The following is a 21817-nucleotide window of genomic DNA, read 5'->3' on the forward strand; positions in this document are numbered from 1 at the left end:
ACTTGTTCAACGGCTTGGATTTTGAATTCTTCTGTGTAGCGTTTTCCGCTCATAACAACACCTCAGAGTTTGTTGAATTATATAACTATTAAGTGTCTAGGGAAGTGGGGTCTTACCACCCCGTATATCTTGAATGCATCCGCTGCCATTACTGAGGTGGTAACTCCTGCCGTCATCAGTGCAATGGCTAGCTTGTTTGTCATAGTTTTCATGTGTTGTCCTTATAGGATTACATATCCCTGTTTGTGGTGGTCTTTCCGCCTTGCCTTTTCAAACTATGTACATCTCTTCAGGTAATCCGATGAAAGCCGGCATCAAGGAGATCAAATGAGCACTATGTTCATGCCGTGAGTGATTAAACAGTTGTTCTGGCGGCCCTGCCTCAAGCAGAGAGCCCATGTTCATGTGCCTTACTCGAAGATACATCTGACGAATAACGGGTAGTTTATGTCCGAAAAACAACCTGGTAATACCTTGCGTAACTTGCAGAACTTCAGCCTAGCTCGGAACTGGAGTAGTCGATAACTACAGTTCCTGACCACTCCAAAACTCATGTGGATACTTAAGAGGCACTCAGTTAGAGAGTGAGCAAATCAGGGTCGAATCTTAGGTTGGAGTATGGGTTTTGGAACACCATCTGCATCTGTCAGAGTATGAGGTGGTCTTAGTCTCAAAAAAGATACGCGCTCCTGGACTTGTAGGTCTCAAAAACGGTTGCGATAACAATTCATAACGAAAGAGTTCCCCCGGCCAGGTTAGCCATGGGGAAAAGCGGGTTTGGGGACATCTAGGCTGTTTGATTCGGTGTGTCACCCGAGTTAGCCCTCAACGGCCGTCACGGTGCCAGCCAGCAAAGTTCTGGACAGAAATCATTTAGGGTAAGTAACTCAAACCAAGCTCTTTGCATTAGTTTGAGTATGGCAAACTGGTGATCGATATAGAGACATCACATCTCGTGTTGAATGAATTTTCAAAAGGCAAGATTAAACATCTTGCCTCTCAAAAATTAGCTAGCCCGCATTTACCCCATCAGCGACTACTTTAACCTACTCTGGAGCGAGTTTGATAGCCTCTTTGACCACTGCTGATTGGTAGTACAAAAAAGCTAGGGCTCACCTAGCTTTTGGGGTCCTGATTAGATTTCTTGGCTGATCACTGGTTCCAATTCATCGACAGTTGTTTTATTTTCCGGTGGGTTTAGCTCGAGTTGTTCCGTGTTGGTGTTAAAGAATAGAAGTTCTTTTTCCCCTGCATTGTATCCAACAAATTCAAACATCAGCCCAGTTGTGTATTCAATATGAGCAAGTTGGACACCAAGCGGAATGAATGTTAGTAAATTTGTAGCTTCTTCAATCAAGTTGCGATCACTGAGTGCACCCTCTTTAACCTTGTAATAAGTCATAAAAGGTGTATCACTTGATGATGCACTTAGGAAGTTGGCTGGAAAGTAGAACCACCCATGCTTTGTGGAGTAGTGCGAAAATGCTCCTTCAACTTCACCGAATGGGACTGATGGGATGCTACTCAAAAGATCAGTGTGGACCCCGTCAAAGTTAACCTTGTAAAGCGACCCTGATGGGTTATCTGTAGATTTAAAGAACCCAATCACATTCCCTTCATCATCTCGAACTGCGTTTGTCGCATCAGTGGTGTCACGCCATACGTTTAATTCGGTGCCATTGGAGCCAAACTGAACACCATCTTCATTGAAAGTTAGGCTTAGTTTTGTGCCATCTCCGCGTGTTGAGCTGGTCAAAAGCTGCGATGTACTGTAGTCATCGTTGGCTAAGCTCTCGATTGAGCCTGCTATAAGACCATGATTCTCTTGAACCTCATCCAAGTCCACGCCGAGTAGTTCAAGTTCCTGCTCAAGATCTGCAACATTGCCGTGCGAAGCTGTTAAATAAGTTAGTCTATATGTATTTGAGTCCGGTTGGCGAAGCTCATATAGGAAATTGATTCCATCAGGTGTCCAGTAACTATTCGGGGTTACAGCACTCGAATAGTCTCCAACTCTTGTTGTTACACTTCCAACTTTTTTTACTGCGTCATAGCCATTGCGCCAAGAGGTAATGCTCGCCGTATTAATCCAGCCATCACCATCCGGTTGGTAGTCGTTTGATGCAAAATAAAGAGTAGAGCGGTCTGTGCTAACAAACGGCTCGCTTATAAGTAACCCGCTAGACCCGTTAGGGGTTAGACAGGTAGGTACTGCATCTGCCTTGTTTAGAGGAACCATGATTACGCCACAGTGCTGTGGGCGCGGGTTGTTTGTTAGGTGAAGGCCTGCAAAGTCACCAACTAGGATTAGTTCATTTTTTAGGACTGCTCGGCTCTTGATCTCACATGCGCCATAATCTGTATCAGCAGTGTAGATGTATTCAAGATCGGTATTATCTTCTTGGTCATCAAGGTCTGGCACTGCACGGAGTAGTGTTGAACAGTCGCGAGAGCCACGTTTTGTATTTTTCGCAGCATCGCTTACTGGTTCATAGCCAACGGCAAGCATGTTAGTTGTGTTCCAAGTGCCTGCGACTTCACCACCGCCACTACCGCCATCGCTCCCGCCGCAGCCTGAAAGTAATAGAGCGAGTGCCGTCAATGTGAAGGTTTTATTGTTAGTGTTCATTCTTTATTGCTCTTTTGATCAAATTATTTAGTTACTCTCTATCCTTGGGTTTCATTAATAATCTAACAATTCTGAGCTAGAGATAAGAATAGAAGGCAGCAAAAAGCCAGCTCTGCGAACAGATGTTTCAGCCAAGAAGGAAACTATCGCAAAAAGAACTAGCGATGGACAAAATAACTGACCCATTATTCCATGTCTATGAGTTTTAAAAGTTTTTTATACCTAAACAACAAAGACTTCAACTAGATTACTGTGAGCGTAAGTGATACCGGAAAGGCCGAATGACTCGAAGGTATTCATCAGAAGAGAAAAAAGATGCATAATAGAAATGCAACCAGAGTGCATATACACCATGACTGTCATATGAGCATTGTTGAGGCTAGTTCTGGTTGCCCCCACTCACTCTTGTTTCATCCAAAACACACAATGGGGCAAAAGCTTGTTTTATGCACATCGTAACACCACTAGCCTTTTTTTAATTTGAAATCTGCCCAATTTAGCTACCAACAGATCAGTCAGGTAAGGGGAAGTATCTGCCATAGTCTGTTGTAATGTTCATTATCGTTGGCCCTCCATTAACCCGAGTAACTCCACCACTTGCCTACCATCACTGGGCATACCCTCATAAGCACCGAAGAAGCTTGGGTAGTATATTGGTACGGATGTAAACAGAAACTGAAAGAGTGCAAAATACAGGCCGAAATTAACCAAGTAGTGGACTAGATAGGGTAGCTCATGACGGCTAATCATATATAAGGTGGCACATAAAATAAGAGATACAATAGGCCCCATTAACAAAGAGACAATTTGTAAATTTTTACTGACATCTCTTTTTATAGAAGCAAAGCCAATATTCATCGATAAAGGTGCTATTGAAATTTTCAGTTTGCCAGCTCGAAACTCTTTAACATCACTTCCACTTCCCAAACGTATTTCTGCTGAGTGGCCAGCGATTAATTGAGGTGTAACGTGACCTAACTCATGAAGTAGCACAGCCAATGGCATAACTAGCAAAAAACCTAGAGTTAAACCTATCATAGTTTTCAAAACCAACCTCCGTAGCATTGATATCACAGCAAAACAATCATATGCCTAATTGATGCTTGTACCAAGGCCCGATTGGATTAGCGTGATTAGGGCAAACCCAGGTTGAGGAGGAGTGAGTCAGCAAAGGTATAACGCATAAAGGGGCATAGACGATTTATGCCCCTTGTTAAGCCCTTTAGCAGGATCGCGTTGCTTTACCCTGATACGATTTCTTTAATTGCTTTTTGGTATGACAACAGCTTGAGTACCCACTCTTCCACCATTCTACGCTCTAGCCTAATACACTGTCCTATGAGAAAGTCTTATAAATGATGTGTTTAAGTGAATAACCTCGCTAATGTCGATATTTGGCTTTATGACTGATTCAGGGTATCAAACGCCTGCATCACCTGCTGACAAGTCATCACTCGGCCATGCCCCTGCCCTTGCGTTGCCACCAGCGTCACGTTATCCATCTCTCCTGCTGCCTGGACAGAGACAGCGAAGCTGGCAAACTTATCCTGCTCGTCATGGACTATGATTGTCGGCTCACTGCGTGCTGCCAGCTTTTGATATGGGTCTACCGAGTGAAGTGGGTAGTGATAACGCTGCTCAAGATCACTGAGAACCTCAGTAAACAGCCGCATCGAGTATCCAGAGCGAGCAACGCTGCCAAACAGGTTTTCCACGTAGTTCAACACGGGAGCGATAAGCAGCAGTGGCACTGACTGGAGTTTTTGATGATGACATTCCAGCGTCGAGGCGGTGCCCATGCTGTGTGCCACCACACCCACGACATCATCCACGCTATCGAGAATCGACTCTAATCCATTCACAAACGCTGGGATATGACCATATGCACCCTCACTCTTTCCATGGGCAGGGTGATCATAGGCCAGCGCCGTAAAGCCCTGTTTAGCGATATGCTCCATCAAAGGGAAGAACTGACTAGCACTGCCGGACCAGCCATGACTCAGCACCCATACCGGGCCTGTGCCTAACGTGTAAGTGGTCAGGGCGCCCTCTTGCCCTGCCACACTGCCTATTACCAAACCTTCTGGCTGGGCATTCTTAGGCTCGGTTCTCACTGGAGTCAGGAACAGCTTATGAGCGGTTTTTTTGGCATGCTTGGGCGCAATTCTGTGGTGCAGGCGCGTGGTGACGTTGATCATGCCACGACGCAGGCTGAAACGATTGCCGGTGTTAAAGTAGATTTTCTCACTCATTGATTGAATCCTATTACTTGCCGCGAATGACTTACCGCGAATTGAGTGTCTGCAGGCTAATCGCAGATTACGACACAGTTTTTTCCAGAAAGCAAACCTGACAGTGCAGCCACAGTCGGCTCTTTTTGTACGACAATTTAATACCCAAGCCCAATCGCCTATGTCAAAATACAGCCTGTTTTCATCCTCCTATAGCGAAATACTATGCTCGAACAGCTGATTTTTTCTGCCTCTGTTACCGGTCCTATCTGCCTCATGTTGGTCATGGGGGTGCTTTTAAAACGCGTGGGTATGATCCATGACGCCTTTATTGAGAGTGCGTCAAAATTGGTGTTTCAGATCACCCTACCCACGATGCTGTTCTTAAGTATCGTTAATGGCAACTTTGACTTGGGGGGCAGTGGCACCCTGATTGTGTTTGGCTTTGTCATTAACACGCTGGTGTTTCTGCTCAGTATCTTGCTCAGCAAAGTGGGGCTGCCTCAGCACCCAGACCACGCTGTGGTCGTTCAAGGTGGCTTTCGCGCCAATACCGCGATTATTGGACTCGCCTATATGGCGAAACTGTTTGGTGATGAAGGGATTGCACTTGCCGCGCTGTACGTTGCCTCTACCACACTGCTATACAACATTCAGGCGGTTTTGATCCTCACACCGAAAGGAACAGGCAAAGGCAGCATCGCAACAATTAAAGATATTCTGAAAAACATCACCAAAAACCCGCTGATCATCGGCATTGTTTGTGGTTTGGTAGTGAAGATTATCAATATTCCCGTTCCAATGATGGTCATCGATACGGGTAATTACTTTGCCAGAATGACTTTGCCACTGGCACTGCTGTGTACGGGCGGCTCACTGAATCTCAGTGCTCTCAAGCAAGATCAGAAACCAACCTGGTTCTCCTCCAGCATTAAGCTGGTGTTTGCGCCGCTGTTTGTCACCAGTAGCGCCTATCTGTTTGGCTATCGAGATATGGAGTTAGGGCTATTTTTCCTAATGAGCTCGGCACCGACAGCCGCAGCAAGCTATGTGATGGCACGCTCTATGGGCGGTAATGCCACCTTGGCGGCGAACATCATTGCTCTCACTACGGTTGCTTCTATCATCACCTGTACGCTTGGTATCTTCATCCTCACCAACCTCAACCTGATTTAGGTTTACATTGTAAATAGCACTGCCGTGATGCGAAAAAAGCTCCCATCTGGGAGCTTTTTTGCTAATGATTGATAGCTTTCTAGTCGAGGAAGTCTAAACACTCAACCAAGCGATGAATGGTAGGCGATTTAAAAGGGTTGTCGTGAGTCAGCGCATCATGAGCAAAATACAAGGTTCTCATCTTCGCTCGAACCCCAGCCTCTACCCCTGCCATTGAATCATCGATAAATAGACACTCATCGGCCTGATAGCCCATCTTGTCCATAACGTAATACAACAGTCCTGGCTCTGGCTTCCAAGACTGGGCATCAAACGCGCTGTAAATGCGACCGGAAAAGTCCTTCTCTAAATCAGTGATTGCTAGGGTAATCGCCATTTTTTCTTGCGGCGCATTAGAAGCAATGCACATCGCTATACCACGTTGCTTTAGCGTCTCAATAACCTCTCGCACCCCTTCAATCGGCTCAAGATACTGCTCAAACAAGGTATTGCAGTTCTCGCGATAGCGGCGGATCAGCGCCTCCACATCATACTCATGATCTGGGCGGTGCTGGTCAAGAATGGCATTGAACACGACATTGATATGGATACCCTGAAAACTCTCTTTTACCCACTGGTATTCAATCTGTATCCCAAGCTCTTCCATGGTGATACAGATGGCTTGAAGGCACAGCTTTTCACTGTCAATTAATGTACCGTCACAATCAAAAATGACGCACTTAATAGCTTGCTCTGACATCGATTTTCTCTTTTCCTTGATAATGCCCCCCTATCTAACCACATATCTGTGACAAACTTAAAACAAAGTTGCGAGGAGCGAGGTTCGAGGACGGGCTTTGCCCTGCGGAGAAAAGCAGAGGCGGGAGTCGAGAGGCGAGAAGCGAGAACATTTCGCTCGCGGGGAGTACTCGTTCCTCGGAGTGAAACGTACTCGCTCCTCGCCCCTTTAAGTTAACGCTGGTACTTGTAGAACATCGTCGCTAACGGTGGGAGTGTTAGCTCGATGGAGTTGTCTAGTCCTTGGGACTCGACTGGCTCTACGGTTGCTACTTCGCGTACCTCAACGCCGCTGCCGTCGTATTTAGTGTCGTCGGTGTTGAGTAGCAGCTCGTAGCTGCCCTCGAATGGTACGCCTAGGCGGAAGCTATCGTGTGGGACTGGAGTGAAGTTAGTCACCACTAGGATACGCTCGCCATCTTCGCTCATGCGCTCGTGGGCAATCACGCTGGCATCCGCATCATCTTGTAGGCGCCACTCGAAGCCACGGGGCTCGCTATCGAGCTCGTGTAGGGCTTTTTCGCCACGGTAGAGGTTGTTCAAGTCACGCGTTAGGTCTTGAATACCTTTATGGCGGGCAAATTCCAACAAGAACCACTGCAGCTGATCATCGTGGTCCCACTCAGCGGTTTGACCTAGCTCGGCGCCCATGAAGTTCAGCTTCTTGCCTGGCTGACCATACATATAGCCGTAGTAAGCGCGGCAGTTAGCGGTTTGTTGCCACTCATCGCCTGGCATCTTGCCGATAATCGAGCCTTTACCGTACACCACTTCATCGTGCGATAGTGACAGCACGTAGTTTTCGCTGTGTGCGTAAACCAGAGGGAAGGTCAGCGTGTTGTGGTGGTACTTACGATGGACAGGATCTTCTTTGATGTAAGAGAGACTGTCGTGCATCCAGCCCATGTTCCACTTAAAGCCAAAGCCTAGGCCACCGGCAAAGGTTGGCGCTGATACGCCAGGGAATGCAGTAGATTCCTCAGCAATGGTGATCGCATTCGGGAAGTGTTTGTACACCTCTTCGTTCATCCACTTGAGTGTCGCAATGGCATCGTAGTTCTCACGGCCACCATCGATGTTCGGGATCCACTGGTCGTGACTGCGCGAGTAATCGAGATACAGCATTGACGCGACCGCATCGACGCGGATGCCATCAATGTGGAACTGCTCGAACCAGTACAACGCGTTGGAAACCAAGAAACGGCGTACGTGCTCACGACCTAAATCGTAGATGTACGAGTTCCAGTCTTGATGCCAGCCACGGCGCGGATCCGGGTCATGGAACAATGGTGTGCCATCGAAATTCGCCAGACCATGGTCATCGGATGGGAAGTGCGCTGGTACCCAGTCAAGCACCACACCAAGGCCTGCCTGGTGGCACTGGTCAACAAAGTACTTGAAGTCATCTGGTGAGCCAAAGCGGCTAGTCGGCGCAAACATGCCAACAGGCTGATAACCCCAAGAGCCATAGAATGGATGCTCAGACACTGGCATTAGTTCAACGTGGGTATAACCCATGTCCACCAAATAAGGCACCAACTGATCAGCTAGGTCGCGATAGTTAAGGAACTGACCATCGGCATCACGACGCCATGAGCCCGCGTGCAACTCATAGAAAGACAGCGCATCTTTACGCTTTTCCGTTACTGGGCGCGATTGCCACTCGTTATCTTGCCATTGGTAGCGCGCGTGATCGTAAGTCAATGACGCGAACGATGGGTACTGCTCTGAGTGGAAGCCCCATGGGTCCGCCTTGTGTGGCAAACCTTTACCATCGGGGCCTTTCATCTCGAATTTGTACTGAGAGCCCTCAGGAAGATTGGGGATAAAGATCCCCCAGATGCCGTAATCGAGGCGCTGCATTGGCGTGCGGCGGCCATCCCATTGGTTAAAGTCACCCACGATGCTACAAGCAGACGCGTGTGGTGCGTAAACCAAGAAGCGTGTGCCTGAGATATGCTCGCCACCGCGCTCTAGGGTAATAAATTGTGCACCCAGGTGGTGGTACATCTCTTTTGGGGTATGCAGCTGTTCAAACTCTGCATATAAGTTGTGGTATTGATATGGATCATCAATGATCTGCTCGTTGCCCTGCCAGTCTACTGCCAATTGGTAGTGTTGCAGGTGCAAATCAAACGGGTGCTCTAGCACAAAACCTGAGGCTTCTTCGCGCACCATCGCTAAACGAGAGCCGTCATCCAAGACAACTTGAATGTTGTCGGCACCCGGCATCCATACACGCAGGCTTCCTTGCTCTGCAGTTAGAAATGGACCGATAAATGCAAACGGATCCGCATACGCGGCATTTTCTAGTTGGGTATACGCCAGCGTCATATCCTTAAGCCCTTCGCTCTTCAATTTTTTCTCTCCTAGACCTAACGAACCGAACGGACAGAAGCCCTAACCAACGAATATCCACCGCTTCCCAGACGAGAAGTGGACACGGTTAGTAGCACGCTCGGATTCTTTCTTCTTTGTTATAATGTGCCCGAATCATTTGACGCCATGGCCAAATTTGGGCAAAAAAAAGACCCGCTAAAAGCGGGTCTAAAGTTAGCGTTCGGCCAGTCTACCTAATATTCACCTTCGATAGAGTGACCAAACCGATATTTCTATGCAACAAGACTATTTACTTGCTTCAGCGCGTACTTCCGTTAGGCGCTTAGCCAGACGATTAACATTGTCTTGAGCGAAGATCTGGTCAAGGTTTACCGACAGCTTACGACGCCAGTTCGGGTACTCGTCGACTGTGCCTGGGATGTTTACCGGCTTATCCATTTCTAGCCAGTCTTCAAGCTGTACGCTCAGCAGGGTTGATGAGCCTGCCGCAACGTGCAACTGCAGTGCTTCAGCCAAGTGCGTATCCATAGGTACGTATTGAGCATCGCGACCCACGCCCTCTGGCAAGTAACCGTGCCATGCGACTGAGTCCAAGATACCCTGCTTGCTCTTCAGGCGTTCAGCAAACAAACCTTCTAGCTGCTCTTCATTTGGGTAAAGACCCAGCTCACGCCCCATCTTCAAATCATCGCAGTGCCAGAAACCACGTAGGGTTGGCATATCGTGGGTACACAGCGCTGACATTGATTGGTTAGCGTAGTGTCCTGGTGAGATAAAGCCACCGTCATTTTCTGATGTTTCGAAGAAGAACACCTTGTAGGAATGCACACCCGCATCACGCAAGATACCGACAATCTCATCTGGTACCGTGCCAAGGTCTTCACCAATCACACTACACTGATGACGATGCGACTCAAGCGCCAAGATCGCTAGCATGTCCTCTACTGGGTAGTAGATGTACGCGCCATTGGTCGCGTCCTCACCCTTCGGAATCCACCACAGGCGTAGAAGGCCTAATACGTGGTCGATACGCAGCGAGCCACAGTGCTTCATATTGGCACGCAATAGCTCAATATAGGCCTCATAACCCGTTGCTTGTAGCACTTGTGGGTTAAGCGGCGGTAGGCCCCAGTTTTGACCTAGCGGACCTAGGATATCCGGCGGAGCACCGATGCTTGCATCCAGCACTAGGTTGCCATCATCTGCCCAAGTTTCGGCACCAGAATCTGCTACGCCAACCGCAAGGTCGCGGTAAAGGCCGACTGACATGCCCTTCTCTTGCGCAAGCGTCTGTGCTTCTTTGATTTGAGTATCGGCTACCCATTGCAGGTACATGTAGAGATTGACCTTATCTTGGTTATCTTTGATGTACTTCTGCACGGCAACGTTTTCAAAGCGGCTGTATTTCTCTGGGAATGCTGGCCAGCCCCAAACATTGGCATCTTCTGCATGCAGCTCTGCGTGCAGTGCATCGAAGGTTGCTTGGTGCTGCAGGCTAACGCCACCTTTGGCAACAAAGGCTTCAAACTCTTGCGCTCGCTCAGTGCCCTTGTCTAGATGACGCACCTTAAACTCGTCAAATAGTAGCGGCAGCACGCTCATCTTAAGCGCAGACACCTCAGAGTAGTTCACCCAGTGTGCATCACGCGCATCAGACAGGCGGCGCTGGAAGTCTGCACTGCCGACTTTCTGCTGCGCTTCAGCGCTGAGTGAGAACTCAGGTACTGAGCTCACATCGATGTACATGATGTTCAGCCAACGACGCGAAGACGGGCTGTACGGGCTTGCGCCCTCTGGGTTCGCCGGGAACAGAGAGTGAATTGGGTTCAGACCGACAAAATCACCACCGCGCGATGCGATATCCGCCACCAGCTGTTTTAGGTCACCGAAATCACCGATGCCCCAGTTGTGTTGAGTACGCAGCGTGTAAAGCTGAACACTCGGGCCCCACATTTTTTTACCTTCACCCATCTGCGGCTGTTTGAAACACGCCTGAGGGGTGATGATCAGAGTCATACAGTAAGGAGTTTTGCGACGTTTACGCGAGATTTCGAGCTTGTGATAACCCCATGGCAGGTTGTTTGGCAATGCAAACACCAATGGGCCACCTTGTGCACGCTCATCGCGCACCACTTGAGACTGTAGGTAACCTTCCATTACCTCACCCTCTTCCGTGGTCAAAGACCAACTAAACTCGCTTTCGCGAGCACTTGTGCCTAGGTAAAGCGGTACTTCGACGGGCTCTCCACTTCTTAAGACAAGAACCGGGTCAAGTACATCCTTTTTATGCTTTTTCTCAGCAGACTTAAGCAAAGTTTCATCATTGGTTGTATCGTAACCAAGCGAGGCTAGTAGCCGACGTAGAGTTTCCTCCTCCACTTGGGCTTCATCGCCCCATGCACTGACGTAGCTATCGGCTAAACGCGCCATTTCAGCGACTTGTTTTAATACACTTTGTTCTTTCATCGCTCTCTCCGAAGGACTGCAGACCTTCTTCCTGTAGGGTTTGACCAAGGTTGGTCGAAAATTGTTGCAAGTTATAGAGCCAAGGCGTTTCCGCCTTGGCTATCAATATCATTAAGAAATTAGCGCTTAACCGCTTCTAGTTTCCAAATGTTGTTCACGTAGTCACGGATTGAACGGTCTGAGCTGAACTTACCGACTAGCGCCGTGTTCAAGATAGCTTTCTTCGCCCAACCAGCTTGGTCGCGGTACTGCGCGTCCATCGCTTCGTGCGCTTTCACGTAAGAAGCAAAGTCAGCAAGACATAGGTATGGGTCACCACCGTCTAGCAGGCTGTCGTACGTGGCACGTAGTAGACCTGGTTGACCTGGAGTGAACTCATCGCCTAGTAGTAGGTCTAGCGACGCTTTCAGTAGTGGGTCTGCGTGGTAGTAATCAAATGGGTTGTAACCGGCTGCTTTCACGCGGTTAACGCCATCTACGTCTAGACCGAAGATGTAGATGTTCTCATCACCCACTTCTTCACGGATCTCAACGTTCGCGCCGTCCATCGTACCGATAGTCAGTGCACCGTTAAGTGCCATCTTCATGTTACCCGTACCTGAAGCTTCTTTACCCGCCATTGAGATTTGCTGAGACACGTCCGCTGCTGGGATGATGATCTCCGCCATGCTCACGCGGTAGTCAGGAATGAAGACTACTTTCAGCTTGCCGCCTAGACGTGGGTCGTTGTTCACCTTCTCAGCAACCTTGTTGATAGCGAAGATGATCTCTTTCGCTAGGTGGTAACCTGGTGCTGCTTTCGCTGCGAAGAACACAACGCGAGGGACCATGTCGAACGTTGGGTCGTTCAGTAGACGGTGGTACAGAGACAGTACGTGGATAAGGTCTAGGTGCTGACGCTTGTACTCGTGTAGACGCTTGATTTGCACGTCAAAGATAGCGTTAGTGTCTAGCTCGATGCCCATGTTGTCAGCAACCCAATCAGCCAGACGCTGTTTGTTTTGCTTCTTCACGGCCATGTACTCTTTCTGGAACTTAGCGTCTTCTGCAAACTCAGCAATCGCCTCTAGCTGCTCAAGTTTTGCAGGCCACTCAGTACCAATTTTCTCTGAGATAAGTGCAGACAGACCTGGGTTACAGAACTTCAACCAACGACGTGGCGTGACACCGTTTGTCACGTTGTGTAGACGCGTTGGGTACATCGCGTGGAACTCTGGGAATAGGTCTTTCTTAACCAATTCTGAGTGCAGTGCTGCTACGCCGTTGACTGCGTAAGAGCCGATCACACATAGGTTCGCCATGCGCACCATGCGGTGGAAACCTTCTTGGATGATCGATAGCTTCTGCTGCTTCTCAACATCGCCAGGCCACATTGCACGAACTTCTTTTAGGAAGCGGTGGTTGATCTCGTAAATGATCTCCATGTGACGAGGAAGTAGACGCTGGATCAGTGACTCAGACCAAGTCTCTAGTGCTTCTGGCAGTAGAGTGTGGTTGGTGTAAGCGAACGTGTTCGAGCTGATTTCCCACGCCTCTTCCCAGCATAGGCCTTTCTCATCGATAAGGATGCGCATAAGCTCTGGGATAGCAATCGTTGGGTGCGTATCGTTAAGCTGGATAGTCTCTTGCTTAGGCAGGTCTTGTAGCGTGAAACCCGCTGCTTCGTGACGACGTAGGATATCGCGTACCGATGCCGCAGAGTGGAAGTACTGCTGCATTAGACGCAGTGTTTTACCTTTCTCGTGGTTGTCGTTCGGGTAAAGAACTTTAGTGATGTTACCCGCATCGATCAGCGCGTGCTGCGCTTCGAAGTAGTCACCGTTGTTAAAGCTCTCTAGTGAGAATGGGGCAATCGCCTGACATTCCCAAAGACGCAGTGGGTAAACTGTGTCTGACTCGTAACCGACAATTGGTAGATCCCATGGCATCGCTTTTACGGTCATGCCCGGTACCCATTTACGTACTTCTTTGCCATCTTGGTTGACAACCTCAACGCGGCCAAAGAAACCGATCTCTTGCGCCAGCTCTGGACGAGCGACTTCCCAAGGGTAGCCCTCAACACAACGCCATGCATCAGGCGCTTCTTGTTGACGACCGTCTTCGAATGACTGTTTGAATAGACCGTACTCGTAGTGCAGACCGTAACCCACTGTTGGGTACTCTTGCGCTGCACAAGAATCCATGAAACAAGCCGCTAGACGACCTAGACCACCGTTACCCAGTGATGGGTCACGCTCTTCTTCTAGAAGGTCAGTTAGGTTTTGACCTAGCTCTTCCATGGCTTCCGTGATTTCTTCGTAAAGACCCATGCTGATCAGGTTGTTACCTGTCAAACGACCAATCAGGAACTCTAGAGATAGGTAGTTCACGCTTTTTGCGTTCTTGATCTTTGGATCTTGCTCAGTTTGTAGCAAGTCAAAAGTAGTTAGCTCAGCTAGCGCACGACCCATTGCTAGGTACCATGCACGTGGCGAAGCAGTTTCTACTGTCGTTGCGTAAGTTGCTGAAAGGTGTTTTTTAACGTCAGCTTGAAATGCAGCTTTATCGAAGTTTTGTTGTTGAGTAGGTTTCATTACAGAAATCTCACTTATTTGGTTTTAATCCATCTACCGCATATCGTGCATTCTCCCCTTGAGCAAAACATCCTCCCGTTAGAGGCGGAGGATAGGAGGAGAATACAGGGCGTAGAGCCTATTACTCTGTCAATAAAGTGATCCGAATCGCACTAGGGCCACTTTTTGCCAATTTTGTGTTGAGACTGATCACACTGGTGTTCAATTAATCATCAATTTGTTTTCACAACAGAAAAATCGGCGACAAAGTGGTGAAGGCTAAAATTCCAACCTTGATCACAAACATTCCTATTGCTGGCTTATTGAACTATCAAAGCAGTGCAACCAATTTCAAATATAGAGATCAATACTGCACAATCTGTGACCAATAGCTCAATTTTGGGGCGTAGATAGCGTTATAAGAGGGATTGATGCAAAAACGCGGGCTAGATCAATATGCCGCTTAACCGTAATTAAGTACCATGTCATTACGCTGGTCTAATCACATTTTTCGCAAAAAGAAAAGTGATTGATTAAAAACAAAAAAATAGAGACATCGACAAAACGATGCGCAAATACTTAGGGTAAGAACACGATGTGGATTCCATCAAAACTAACTCGTCCGGGCCGCCTGCACAATGCGATTGCCCGCCCAAGAGTTCTCGACTTACTGCAAGGTGCGAACTGCTACAAACTCGTCCTGTTTCGTTCTCCTGCCGGGTATGGCAAAACCACGATGGCGGCACAATGGCTCGCCGATAAGCATAATGTCGGCTGGTATAGCGTCGATGAGAGCGACAACGACCCGTTTCGATTCATCAACTATTTTCTTCAAGCGCTGAACAAGGCCACCCATAACTGCTGTCCAAACGCACAAAAGCTGGCGGAAAAGCGCCAGTTCTCCTCGCTACACTCGCTATTTGGTGAGGTCTTCACTGAGTTGAGTAACTTTGGCGAGGAGTGCTATGTGGTTATCGACGATTATCATCTGATCAATGACGATGAGATCCATGAATCGATGCGCTTTTTCCTCAAACACATGCCGGATAACCTCACCCTAGTGGTGACCAGCCGCGCTGCGCCGCCACTTGGCACCGCTAACCTGCGTGTGCGTGACCTAATGATTGAGATTGGCAATGAGCTGCTAGCGTTTGATACCGAAGAGACAACGCGTTTCTTTAATCAACGTGTGGATGACGGTATCGATGATATGACCGCCACCAATCTGTGTACTTATGTTGAAGGTTGGCCATCTGCATTGCAGTTGATTGCCCTTCAAGCCCAGCATCAGCAGCGCACGCTGGCCCAAACCGCTGAGTCGGTCTCGCAATTTAATCACGCCCACCTATGGGATTACTTGATTGAAGAGGTGTTTGACCTGCTTGATCAAGAGACGCGTCAGTTCTTGCTTGAGTGTTCTGTCCTGGATCACTTCAACGATACCTTGGTCTGCACGCTGACCAAGCGCGAGGATGCGCTGAGTATGCTTGAGTCGCTTAACCGCTATGGCCTATTTGTTTACCCACTTGAGGGTGAGCAGAACTGGTATCGCTTCCATAACCTATTTGCGGAATTCCTTGCCCACGAGCGTCTGGCGCGTATTCCGCAAAAAGAGAGCGAATTGCACCGCGCAGCAGCGCAAGCTTGGCTGGAACAGGCGATGCCGCATCGCGCTCTGAGCCACGCACTGATCTCCAATGACACTGACCTAATGGCGACCATTTTGCGCGAGCACGGCTGGAAGATGTTTAACCAGGGCGAGTTGGAGTCGCTTGAGAAAGCCATCAACTCGCTCTCTGCTGAGCAGCTCTACACCGTGCCGAAACTGTGTATGCTACAGGCTTGGGTTGAGCAGAGCCTAAATGGCTACAACAATGTTGGTCAGCTGGTGGCCAAAGCCTCTGAGCAGATGGAGCACTATAACGTTACTCTCTCCACCAAAGAGCAGGGTGAACTCAACGCGCTGAAAGCTCAGGTAGCGATTAACCACAATGAGCCGGAGAAAGCCCTTGAGCTGGCCGAGCTGGCCCTTAGCCAGCTTGACCACACGGTGTATCGCAGCCGCATAGTTGCCACTTCTGTCGTTGGCGAGGTTAATCACGTTACCGGTCAGCTTAGCCGCGCACTGCCGATGATGCAGCAAACCGAGAAGCTCGCGCGTCAATACCAGGTGTATCACCAAGCCCTGTGGGCGATGCTTCAGCAAAGTGAGATCTTGATTGCTCAAGGTTATGTGCAAGCCGCTTACGAAGTGCAAGACAATGCGTTCAAACTAATTGAGGAGCACCAGCTACACCAAGTACCAATGCATGAGTTCCTTCTACGCCTGCGTGCTCAACTCCTTTGGTGCTGGAACCGCCTCGACGAGGCTGAGGTCTGCGCCTATAAGGGATTAGAAGTACTCGGCAAAGAGTCGGATAACCGTAACCTGCACTCCTACTCTATGCTGGCGCGGATTGCGATTGGTCGCGGAGAGCTGGACAAAGCTGCTAAATTCATCAAGCAAATTGAACATTTGATGAATCAGTCGACCTACCACGTTGACTGGACTGCTAACGCATCTCTATCGCTACTACTGTTCTGGCAAGCACGCGGGGATAACGCGGCAATTGAAAAATGGCTTGAGACGACTACGCGCCCGACTGAGGCGTACAACCACTTTACCCAACTTCAGTGGCGTAATATCGTGCGCGCGCATATCAACCTGGGTCAGTTTGGTCAGGCGAAAGAGACCCTGACCTTCTTGCAGCAGCAGGCGGACGAACATCAGCTTGTGACCGACATCAATCGCAACCTGATCATCGAAACCATCCTACTCGCGTGTCGTGGTGATGATGAGCAGGCCAAAGAGAGTCTTAAGTACGCCCTTGAGATGACCAATCAAACCGGTATCTTGGGCAACTTCCTGGTAGACGGTAATAAGATTGGTCATCTGCTAGAGAAACTCACCCATAAGGCAGAGCTTGGCGATCTTGAGCGTCACCGCGCGCAGCAGTTGATGAAAGACATCTCAACCACGCAGCGCAGCCGCTCAGTGCACTTTGACGAGGAGTTTGTTGAGAAGCTGGTCAATCACCCGAATATTCCGGAATTAGTCCGTACCAGCCCGCTGACGCAGCGTGAATGGCAGGTGCTTGGTCTTATCTATTCAGGCTTTAGTAACGAGCAGATTGCTCAGGAGCTGGATGTCGCGGGGACAACGATCAAAACCCACATTCGTAACTTGTACCAAAAGCTCAACATCGCCAATCGTAAAGAGGCGATCCGCACCGCAGAGAATCTGCTTCAGTTGATGGGTTACTAAGTCCACCTCCTCCCCTACCCCAGCATGCTAGGGGCGGGGAGCGAGTACGCTGCGCTACGAGGAACGAGGAGTTTGGAGTTCAATGAAATTAAGTCGATAAAAAACACTTATTTGCTGCTAGCTTTTACCGCTGAGCTAACAACAACTCCAAGACTCCTCGAACCCCGCGCCTCGAAACTCGCACCCTGCAGGGGCTCCGCCCCTGAGTTTTACAGTGTAAAACTTAAGCCTGCTGTTGTTTCAGCGCGCGGATCAGCACCGAGGTATCCATTCGATTATCGCCTTGGGCGCTAAGTTGGCGGTATTGCTCGATGACTTTACTGGTGAGTGGCAGGGTGAGTCCTTGACGCTCGGCCTCATCCAAGCAGAAGCCTAGGTCTTTGATCATCCAGTCGATGGCAAAGCCAAAGTCGAACTTATCTTCGGCCATGGTAACGCCGCGATTTTCCATCTGCCATGAGCCAGCCGCGCCATGTTTGAGGCAATCGACGACCGTGGCGATGTCTAGACCGGATTTCTCAGCTAGAAGCAAACCCTCAGATAAGCCGGTGAGAACGCCGCCAATACAGATTTGATTGACCATCTTGGCGCGCTGGCCTTGACCAACCTTACCCATTAGAACCGACGATTTGCCGTAGGCATTGAAAATCGGCTGCAAGGCATCGAAGAGCGCCTGTTCACCACCACACATAATCGTCAGTACGCCATTCTCAGCGCCCGCTTGGCCACCAGAGACTGGTGCATCCATAAACTGAATAGACAGGCTTTGTGCCGCTTCATTGAGCTCTTCCGCAAGGCTTGCCGAAGTGGTGGTATGGTCGACTAAAATCGCCCCAGGCTTCATTGCCGACAATGCCCCAGACTCGCTGGTGGCAACACTACGCACATCGTCATCATTACCGACACACATCAACACCACATCGGCATCATCAACGGCTTCGGCAACTGTATCGGCCTGCTCTGCGCCATATTGGTTCGCCCAGTCAATCGCTTTCTGCGTGGTGCGGTTATACACAGTCACGTCAAAACCAGCCTTAACTAGGTGTCCTGCCATGGGATAGCCCATCACCCCTAAACCGAGAAATGTCACTTTCATCTGTCTTTGTCCCTTTCCATCAAAATACAATGCTTGCTCATCTAACCGCTGCTGATAATAGCCACAGTTAGGATCAAAAAAGGCCAGTTAGAAAACTGGCCTTTGGTCATTTAATCAGCGCCGGCTTACAGCTCAGCGTTGTGGTAAACCTGCTGAACGTCGTCACAATCGTCAAGAAGATCTAGGAACTTCTGGAACTTCTCAGCATCGTCACCGGTTACAGGCGTGTGCGTTTGAGGAACGAAAGTGATCTCTTCTACGTCAAGCGTTAGCTCTGGGTACTCAGCATTCAGCGCTGTTTTCGCTTTGAAGAACTCAGTGTTTGGTGCAAATACCGTGATCACACCGTCTTCAAGCTCGATGTCAGTCACATCAACGTCTGCCATCATCAGTGCTTCAAGTACTGACTCTTCATCGTCACCCTTGAACTGGAACACCGCTTGATGATCAAACATGTGCGCTACTGTACCTGGAGAGCCGATTTTAGCGCCGGTTTTTACAAAACACTGGCGAACATCTTGGTAAGTACGGTTGCCGTTGTCGGTTAGACAGTCAACGATCACGCTCGCACCGCCTGGGCCAAAGCCTTCGTAACGTGCTGGCTGGTAATCTTCACCGCCGCCACCAGTCGCTTTGTCTAGCGCTTTGTCGATAACGTGCGCTGGAACTTGGTCTTTCTTTGCTTTTGCGATCAGGTGCTTAAGCGACAAGTTCATGTCTGGATCAGCACCACCGTTTTTCGCGCACACGTAAATTTCTTTACCGTACTTAGAATAAACTTTAATTTTTGCGCCTGCAGTTTTTGCCATAGAGGCCTTGCGCACTTCAAAACTTCTTCCCATCGGGATGTTCTCTCTAGTGTTTCGTTTTTTTAACGGCAAGATTTTAGCAAAACCATTGCCCTTTTCAATGACTACCGCCCGGCTTACCACGTAAGTTTGATATCCATAGGCATTTGTCGCTCTGGCTCAGAGCAAGTGACGTGTCAATAAGACGGCGTATTACAGCCCCATCATCTGGCGATATTTGCTCACTGAGGCTTGAAACGCCTCTTGCTCTGTCGGATCAGACAATTTACTTAGCTGCGCCTGTACCTCTTCAAAGGTTCCCTTGCCATTTTTCACCTTCCAAACGATGAAGGAAGCTTGCTTATCCAGCTCAATCAGATTTTTTTCACTGTGTGGCAGTAAGGAGAGATTTAAAGACATTCACAGCCTCTTTGTCCAAATAATAACAACACCGCACTATAGCATAAGGGCCCCCCGGCTAGTAACCCTTATGGCTAGGGAGTATCAAGAACGCATTAGGTGGCTTGCTGAGGTTCAACATTGAGTTTACCAGGGGCATACTGCTCAATCACCTCACGCAGGCGCTGTTTATCGATAGGTTTGGGCACAAACTCGTTCATACCCACCTCAAAGCAGCGCTCTTGATCTTCACGAATCACATTCGCGCTCACGGCGATGATTGGCACCTTGGCGCCCCACTCGCCCATTTGGCGGATGTGCTCAGTAGCGACAAAACCATCCATAACTGGCATCTGTAGGTCCATCAAAATGAGATCAAACGAATCTTCGTCGCACATGCGCAGCGCCACCTCACCATGCTCGGCAATCGATACACGAATCGAGAGTTTCTCCAACATGAACTTGACCACCTTCTGATTGACGACCGTATCCTCAACCACCAAAACCGACAACTGACCGGCGTCGACCTCGCTTTCAGCCACCAGCTCATTAGCCGCCGTTGGCTCAGGGTGGCGTATATCCAGGACGTTACTTGGTATCGATGGGGTCGCCATTTCATCGGTTGTAGCAAAGCTCACGGTAAATTCGAAGCTGCTGCCAAGCCCGAGTGCGCTAGTCAGGTGCAACTCGCCCCCCATTAACGCCACCAGTTGGGTACTGATCGCCAATCCCAACCCTGTACCACCATATTTTCGAGTGGTGCTTCCATCGGCTTGCTGAAAGCGCTCAAATATCGCTTGTTGGTGCTCTTTGGCGATCCCGATGCCGGTGTCGGTCACTTGGAAGTGGACCGTCACCTCCCCTTCAGCACTGGATTGCAAACTCACCGCGAGCTTGACATGGCCGCGCTCAGTAAACTTTATCGCGTTACTCAAGAGGTTATTCAGCACTTGCTGAACCCGCACTACATCACCAGTGACTGTGCTAGGAAGTTTGGGATCAATTTGACACATCAACTGCAGGTGCTTTTCATGCGCTCTAACCGTATGCAAGCTGGCCACTTGATCCAACATTTGCAACAAGTGGAAAGGAGACTGCTCAAGATCGATCTTGCCCGCCTCGATCTTTGAAAAATCAAGAATATCGTTGATGATCGTCATCAGAGAGCCCGATGAGGTATTGATGATCGCGACATACTCCTTTTGCTGATCATCAAGCTCTGTCTCCGATAACAGCGAAGCAACCCCCATGATGCCGTTCATCGGAGTGCGAATTTCATGACTCATCGTCGCCAGAAACTCGCCTTTCTTGCGGTTGGCTACCTGTGCTTTATCCCGTTCTTGCTCAAGTTCATCATGGTGCTCGCGCACCCGGGCGACACTTTGGTTGTATTTTTCTGCTAATACCCCAACCTCGTCGACAAACCAGCGTTCGGGCAGCATCACCGAGCTCGGTACGTGACCCCCCTTAAAATCTGATACCGCACCGGCTAGCAACTTAAGCGGATTGACCATCAAACGAAAGGTAACCCACAGCACCGCAAGCATTAGCAGAAAGATCTTGATCGCCTCAGCGCAGATCAAAAAGAAGAACTGTTGCCACACTCCCTGATAGATCGCGGTTAGATCCGACTGAACGATCAATTGAGCAAGTTCAAAGCGCTTACTGCCAGTGTCAAACTCCATCGGCCAGCGCCGCTCAACGACATCGCCATCAAGTCGAGTTCCGATCTCGATAATCACCTCATCCGGGCTGACAATCTGGATGTAATCGACGCCCGGCAGACGGGCCATACCCTGCACCTGAGTCATCAATAACTCTCTATCTTCAACCCACAAGCTGGCGGTAAAGCTCGAGAGATAGCTGTCTTCAATCTGCTGTAACTCAGCGTCAATATGGCTCAGCTCTTCATCCAGCTCACGGCTGACACTATACGCAGCAATGATAATTGTGAAGATAAGGCTCAGCGATACGACAGCAACCATTAACTGACTGCCAATCCCAAATCGACGCCGCGCCTTACTCGAGTAACTCATATGCAATCATTCCCTTAAATTTG

The 21817-nt window shown here is 49.2% G+C and carries 13 protein-coding genes; 2 read left to right on the forward strand and 11 right to left on the reverse strand.

Going from position 1 to position 21817, the window contains the following annotated elements:
* Positions 1-1135: 1135 nt before the first annotated feature.
* The 3 genes from ACSTTG_RS21920 to ACSTTG_RS21930 form a co-directional block, all read right to left on the reverse strand.
* On the reverse strand, positions 1136-2629 hold the full coding sequence (locus ACSTTG_RS21920; protein ID WP_438476325.1) for a hypothetical protein: 1494 nt from the start codon (positions 2627-2629) through the stop codon (positions 1136-1138).
* A gap of 558 nt (positions 2630-3187) precedes the next feature.
* Complete coding sequence (locus tag ACSTTG_RS21925; protein ID WP_438476376.1) at positions 3188-3667, reverse strand: hypothetical protein; 480 nt, start codon at positions 3665-3667, stop codon at positions 3188-3190.
* A 362-nt stretch (positions 3668-4029) separates the two neighbouring features.
* On the reverse strand, positions 4030-4881 hold the full coding sequence (locus tag ACSTTG_RS21930; protein WP_438456738.1) for an alpha/beta hydrolase: 852 nt from the start codon (positions 4879-4881) through the stop codon (positions 4030-4032).
* A 204-nt stretch (positions 4882-5085) separates the two neighbouring features.
* Here ACSTTG_RS21930 and ACSTTG_RS21935 point away from each other — a divergent pair, with 204 nt between their 5' ends.
* Positions 5086-6036, forward strand: coding sequence for an AEC family transporter (locus ACSTTG_RS21935; protein WP_438476326.1), 951 nt, complete (start codon positions 5086-5088; stop codon positions 6034-6036).
* Positions 6037-6115: 79 nt separating this feature from the next.
* On the opposite strand, the gene ACSTTG_RS21940 is transcribed toward ACSTTG_RS21935, so the two are convergent.
* The 4 genes from ACSTTG_RS21940 to ACSTTG_RS21955 all read right to left on the reverse strand — a co-directional run bounded on the left by ACSTTG_RS21940 (position 6116) and on the right by ACSTTG_RS21955 (position 14192).
* A complete protein-coding gene (locus tag ACSTTG_RS21940; protein WP_438476327.1) occupies positions 6116-6775 on the reverse strand; it encodes an HAD-IA family hydrolase in 660 nt (219 codons plus the stop codon).
* A 212-nt stretch (positions 6776-6987) separates the two neighbouring features.
* Positions 6988-9147: a 1,4-alpha-glucan branching protein GlgB gene (gene glgB / locus ACSTTG_RS21945; protein WP_438476378.1), complete on the reverse strand. Its 2160-nt coding sequence runs from the start codon at positions 9145-9147 to the stop codon at positions 6988-6990.
* 291 nt (positions 9148-9438) lie between these two features.
* Complete coding sequence (malQ, locus tag ACSTTG_RS21950) at positions 9439-11619, reverse strand: 4-alpha-glucanotransferase (protein ID WP_438476328.1); 2181 nt, start codon at positions 11617-11619, stop codon at positions 9439-9441.
* Positions 11620-11738: 119 nt separating this feature from the next.
* On the reverse strand, positions 11739-14192 hold the full coding sequence (locus ACSTTG_RS21955) for a glycogen/starch/alpha-glucan phosphorylase (RefSeq protein WP_438476330.1): 2454 nt from the start codon (positions 14190-14192) through the stop codon (positions 11739-11741).
* 574 nt (positions 14193-14766) lie between these two features.
* Here ACSTTG_RS21955 and malT point away from each other — a divergent pair.
* On the forward strand, positions 14767-17475 hold the full coding sequence (gene malT, locus ACSTTG_RS21960; protein ID WP_438456733.1) for an HTH-type transcriptional regulator MalT: 2709 nt from the start codon (positions 14767-14769) through the stop codon (positions 17473-17475).
* A 223-nt stretch (positions 17476-17698) separates the two neighbouring features.
* Here malT and ACSTTG_RS21965 read toward each other — a convergent pair whose 3' ends face one another.
* From ACSTTG_RS21965 to ACSTTG_RS21980, 4 genes are all read right to left on the reverse strand, one after another.
* Positions 17699-18601, reverse strand: coding sequence for an NAD(P)-dependent oxidoreductase (locus ACSTTG_RS21965; protein WP_438456732.1), 903 nt, complete (start codon positions 18599-18601; stop codon positions 17699-17701).
* A 95-nt stretch (positions 18602-18696) separates the two neighbouring features.
* Positions 18697-19413 carry a YebC/PmpR family DNA-binding transcriptional regulator gene (locus ACSTTG_RS21970; RefSeq protein WP_438456731.1) on the reverse strand — a complete coding sequence of 239 codons (717 nt, stop codon included), beginning with the start codon at positions 19411-19413 and terminating at the stop codon, positions 18697-18699.
* A 159-nt stretch (positions 19414-19572) separates the two neighbouring features.
* On the reverse strand, positions 19573-19779 hold the full coding sequence (locus tag ACSTTG_RS21975) for a DUF3283 family protein (protein ID WP_438456730.1): 207 nt from the start codon (positions 19777-19779) through the stop codon (positions 19573-19575).
* Between the two features lie 95 nt (positions 19780-19874).
* Positions 19875-21794 carry an ATP-binding protein gene (locus tag ACSTTG_RS21980; protein WP_438476332.1) on the reverse strand — a complete coding sequence of 640 codons (1920 nt, stop codon included), beginning with the start codon at positions 21792-21794 and terminating at the stop codon, positions 19875-19877.
* Positions 21795-21817: the final 23 nt, after the last annotated feature.

Origin of the sequence: Vibrio glycogenivorans, assembly GCF_051660965.1 — a bacterium.
In the GTDB taxonomy this organism is placed as follows: domain Bacteria; phylum Pseudomonadota; class Gammaproteobacteria; order Enterobacterales; family Vibrionaceae; genus Vibrio.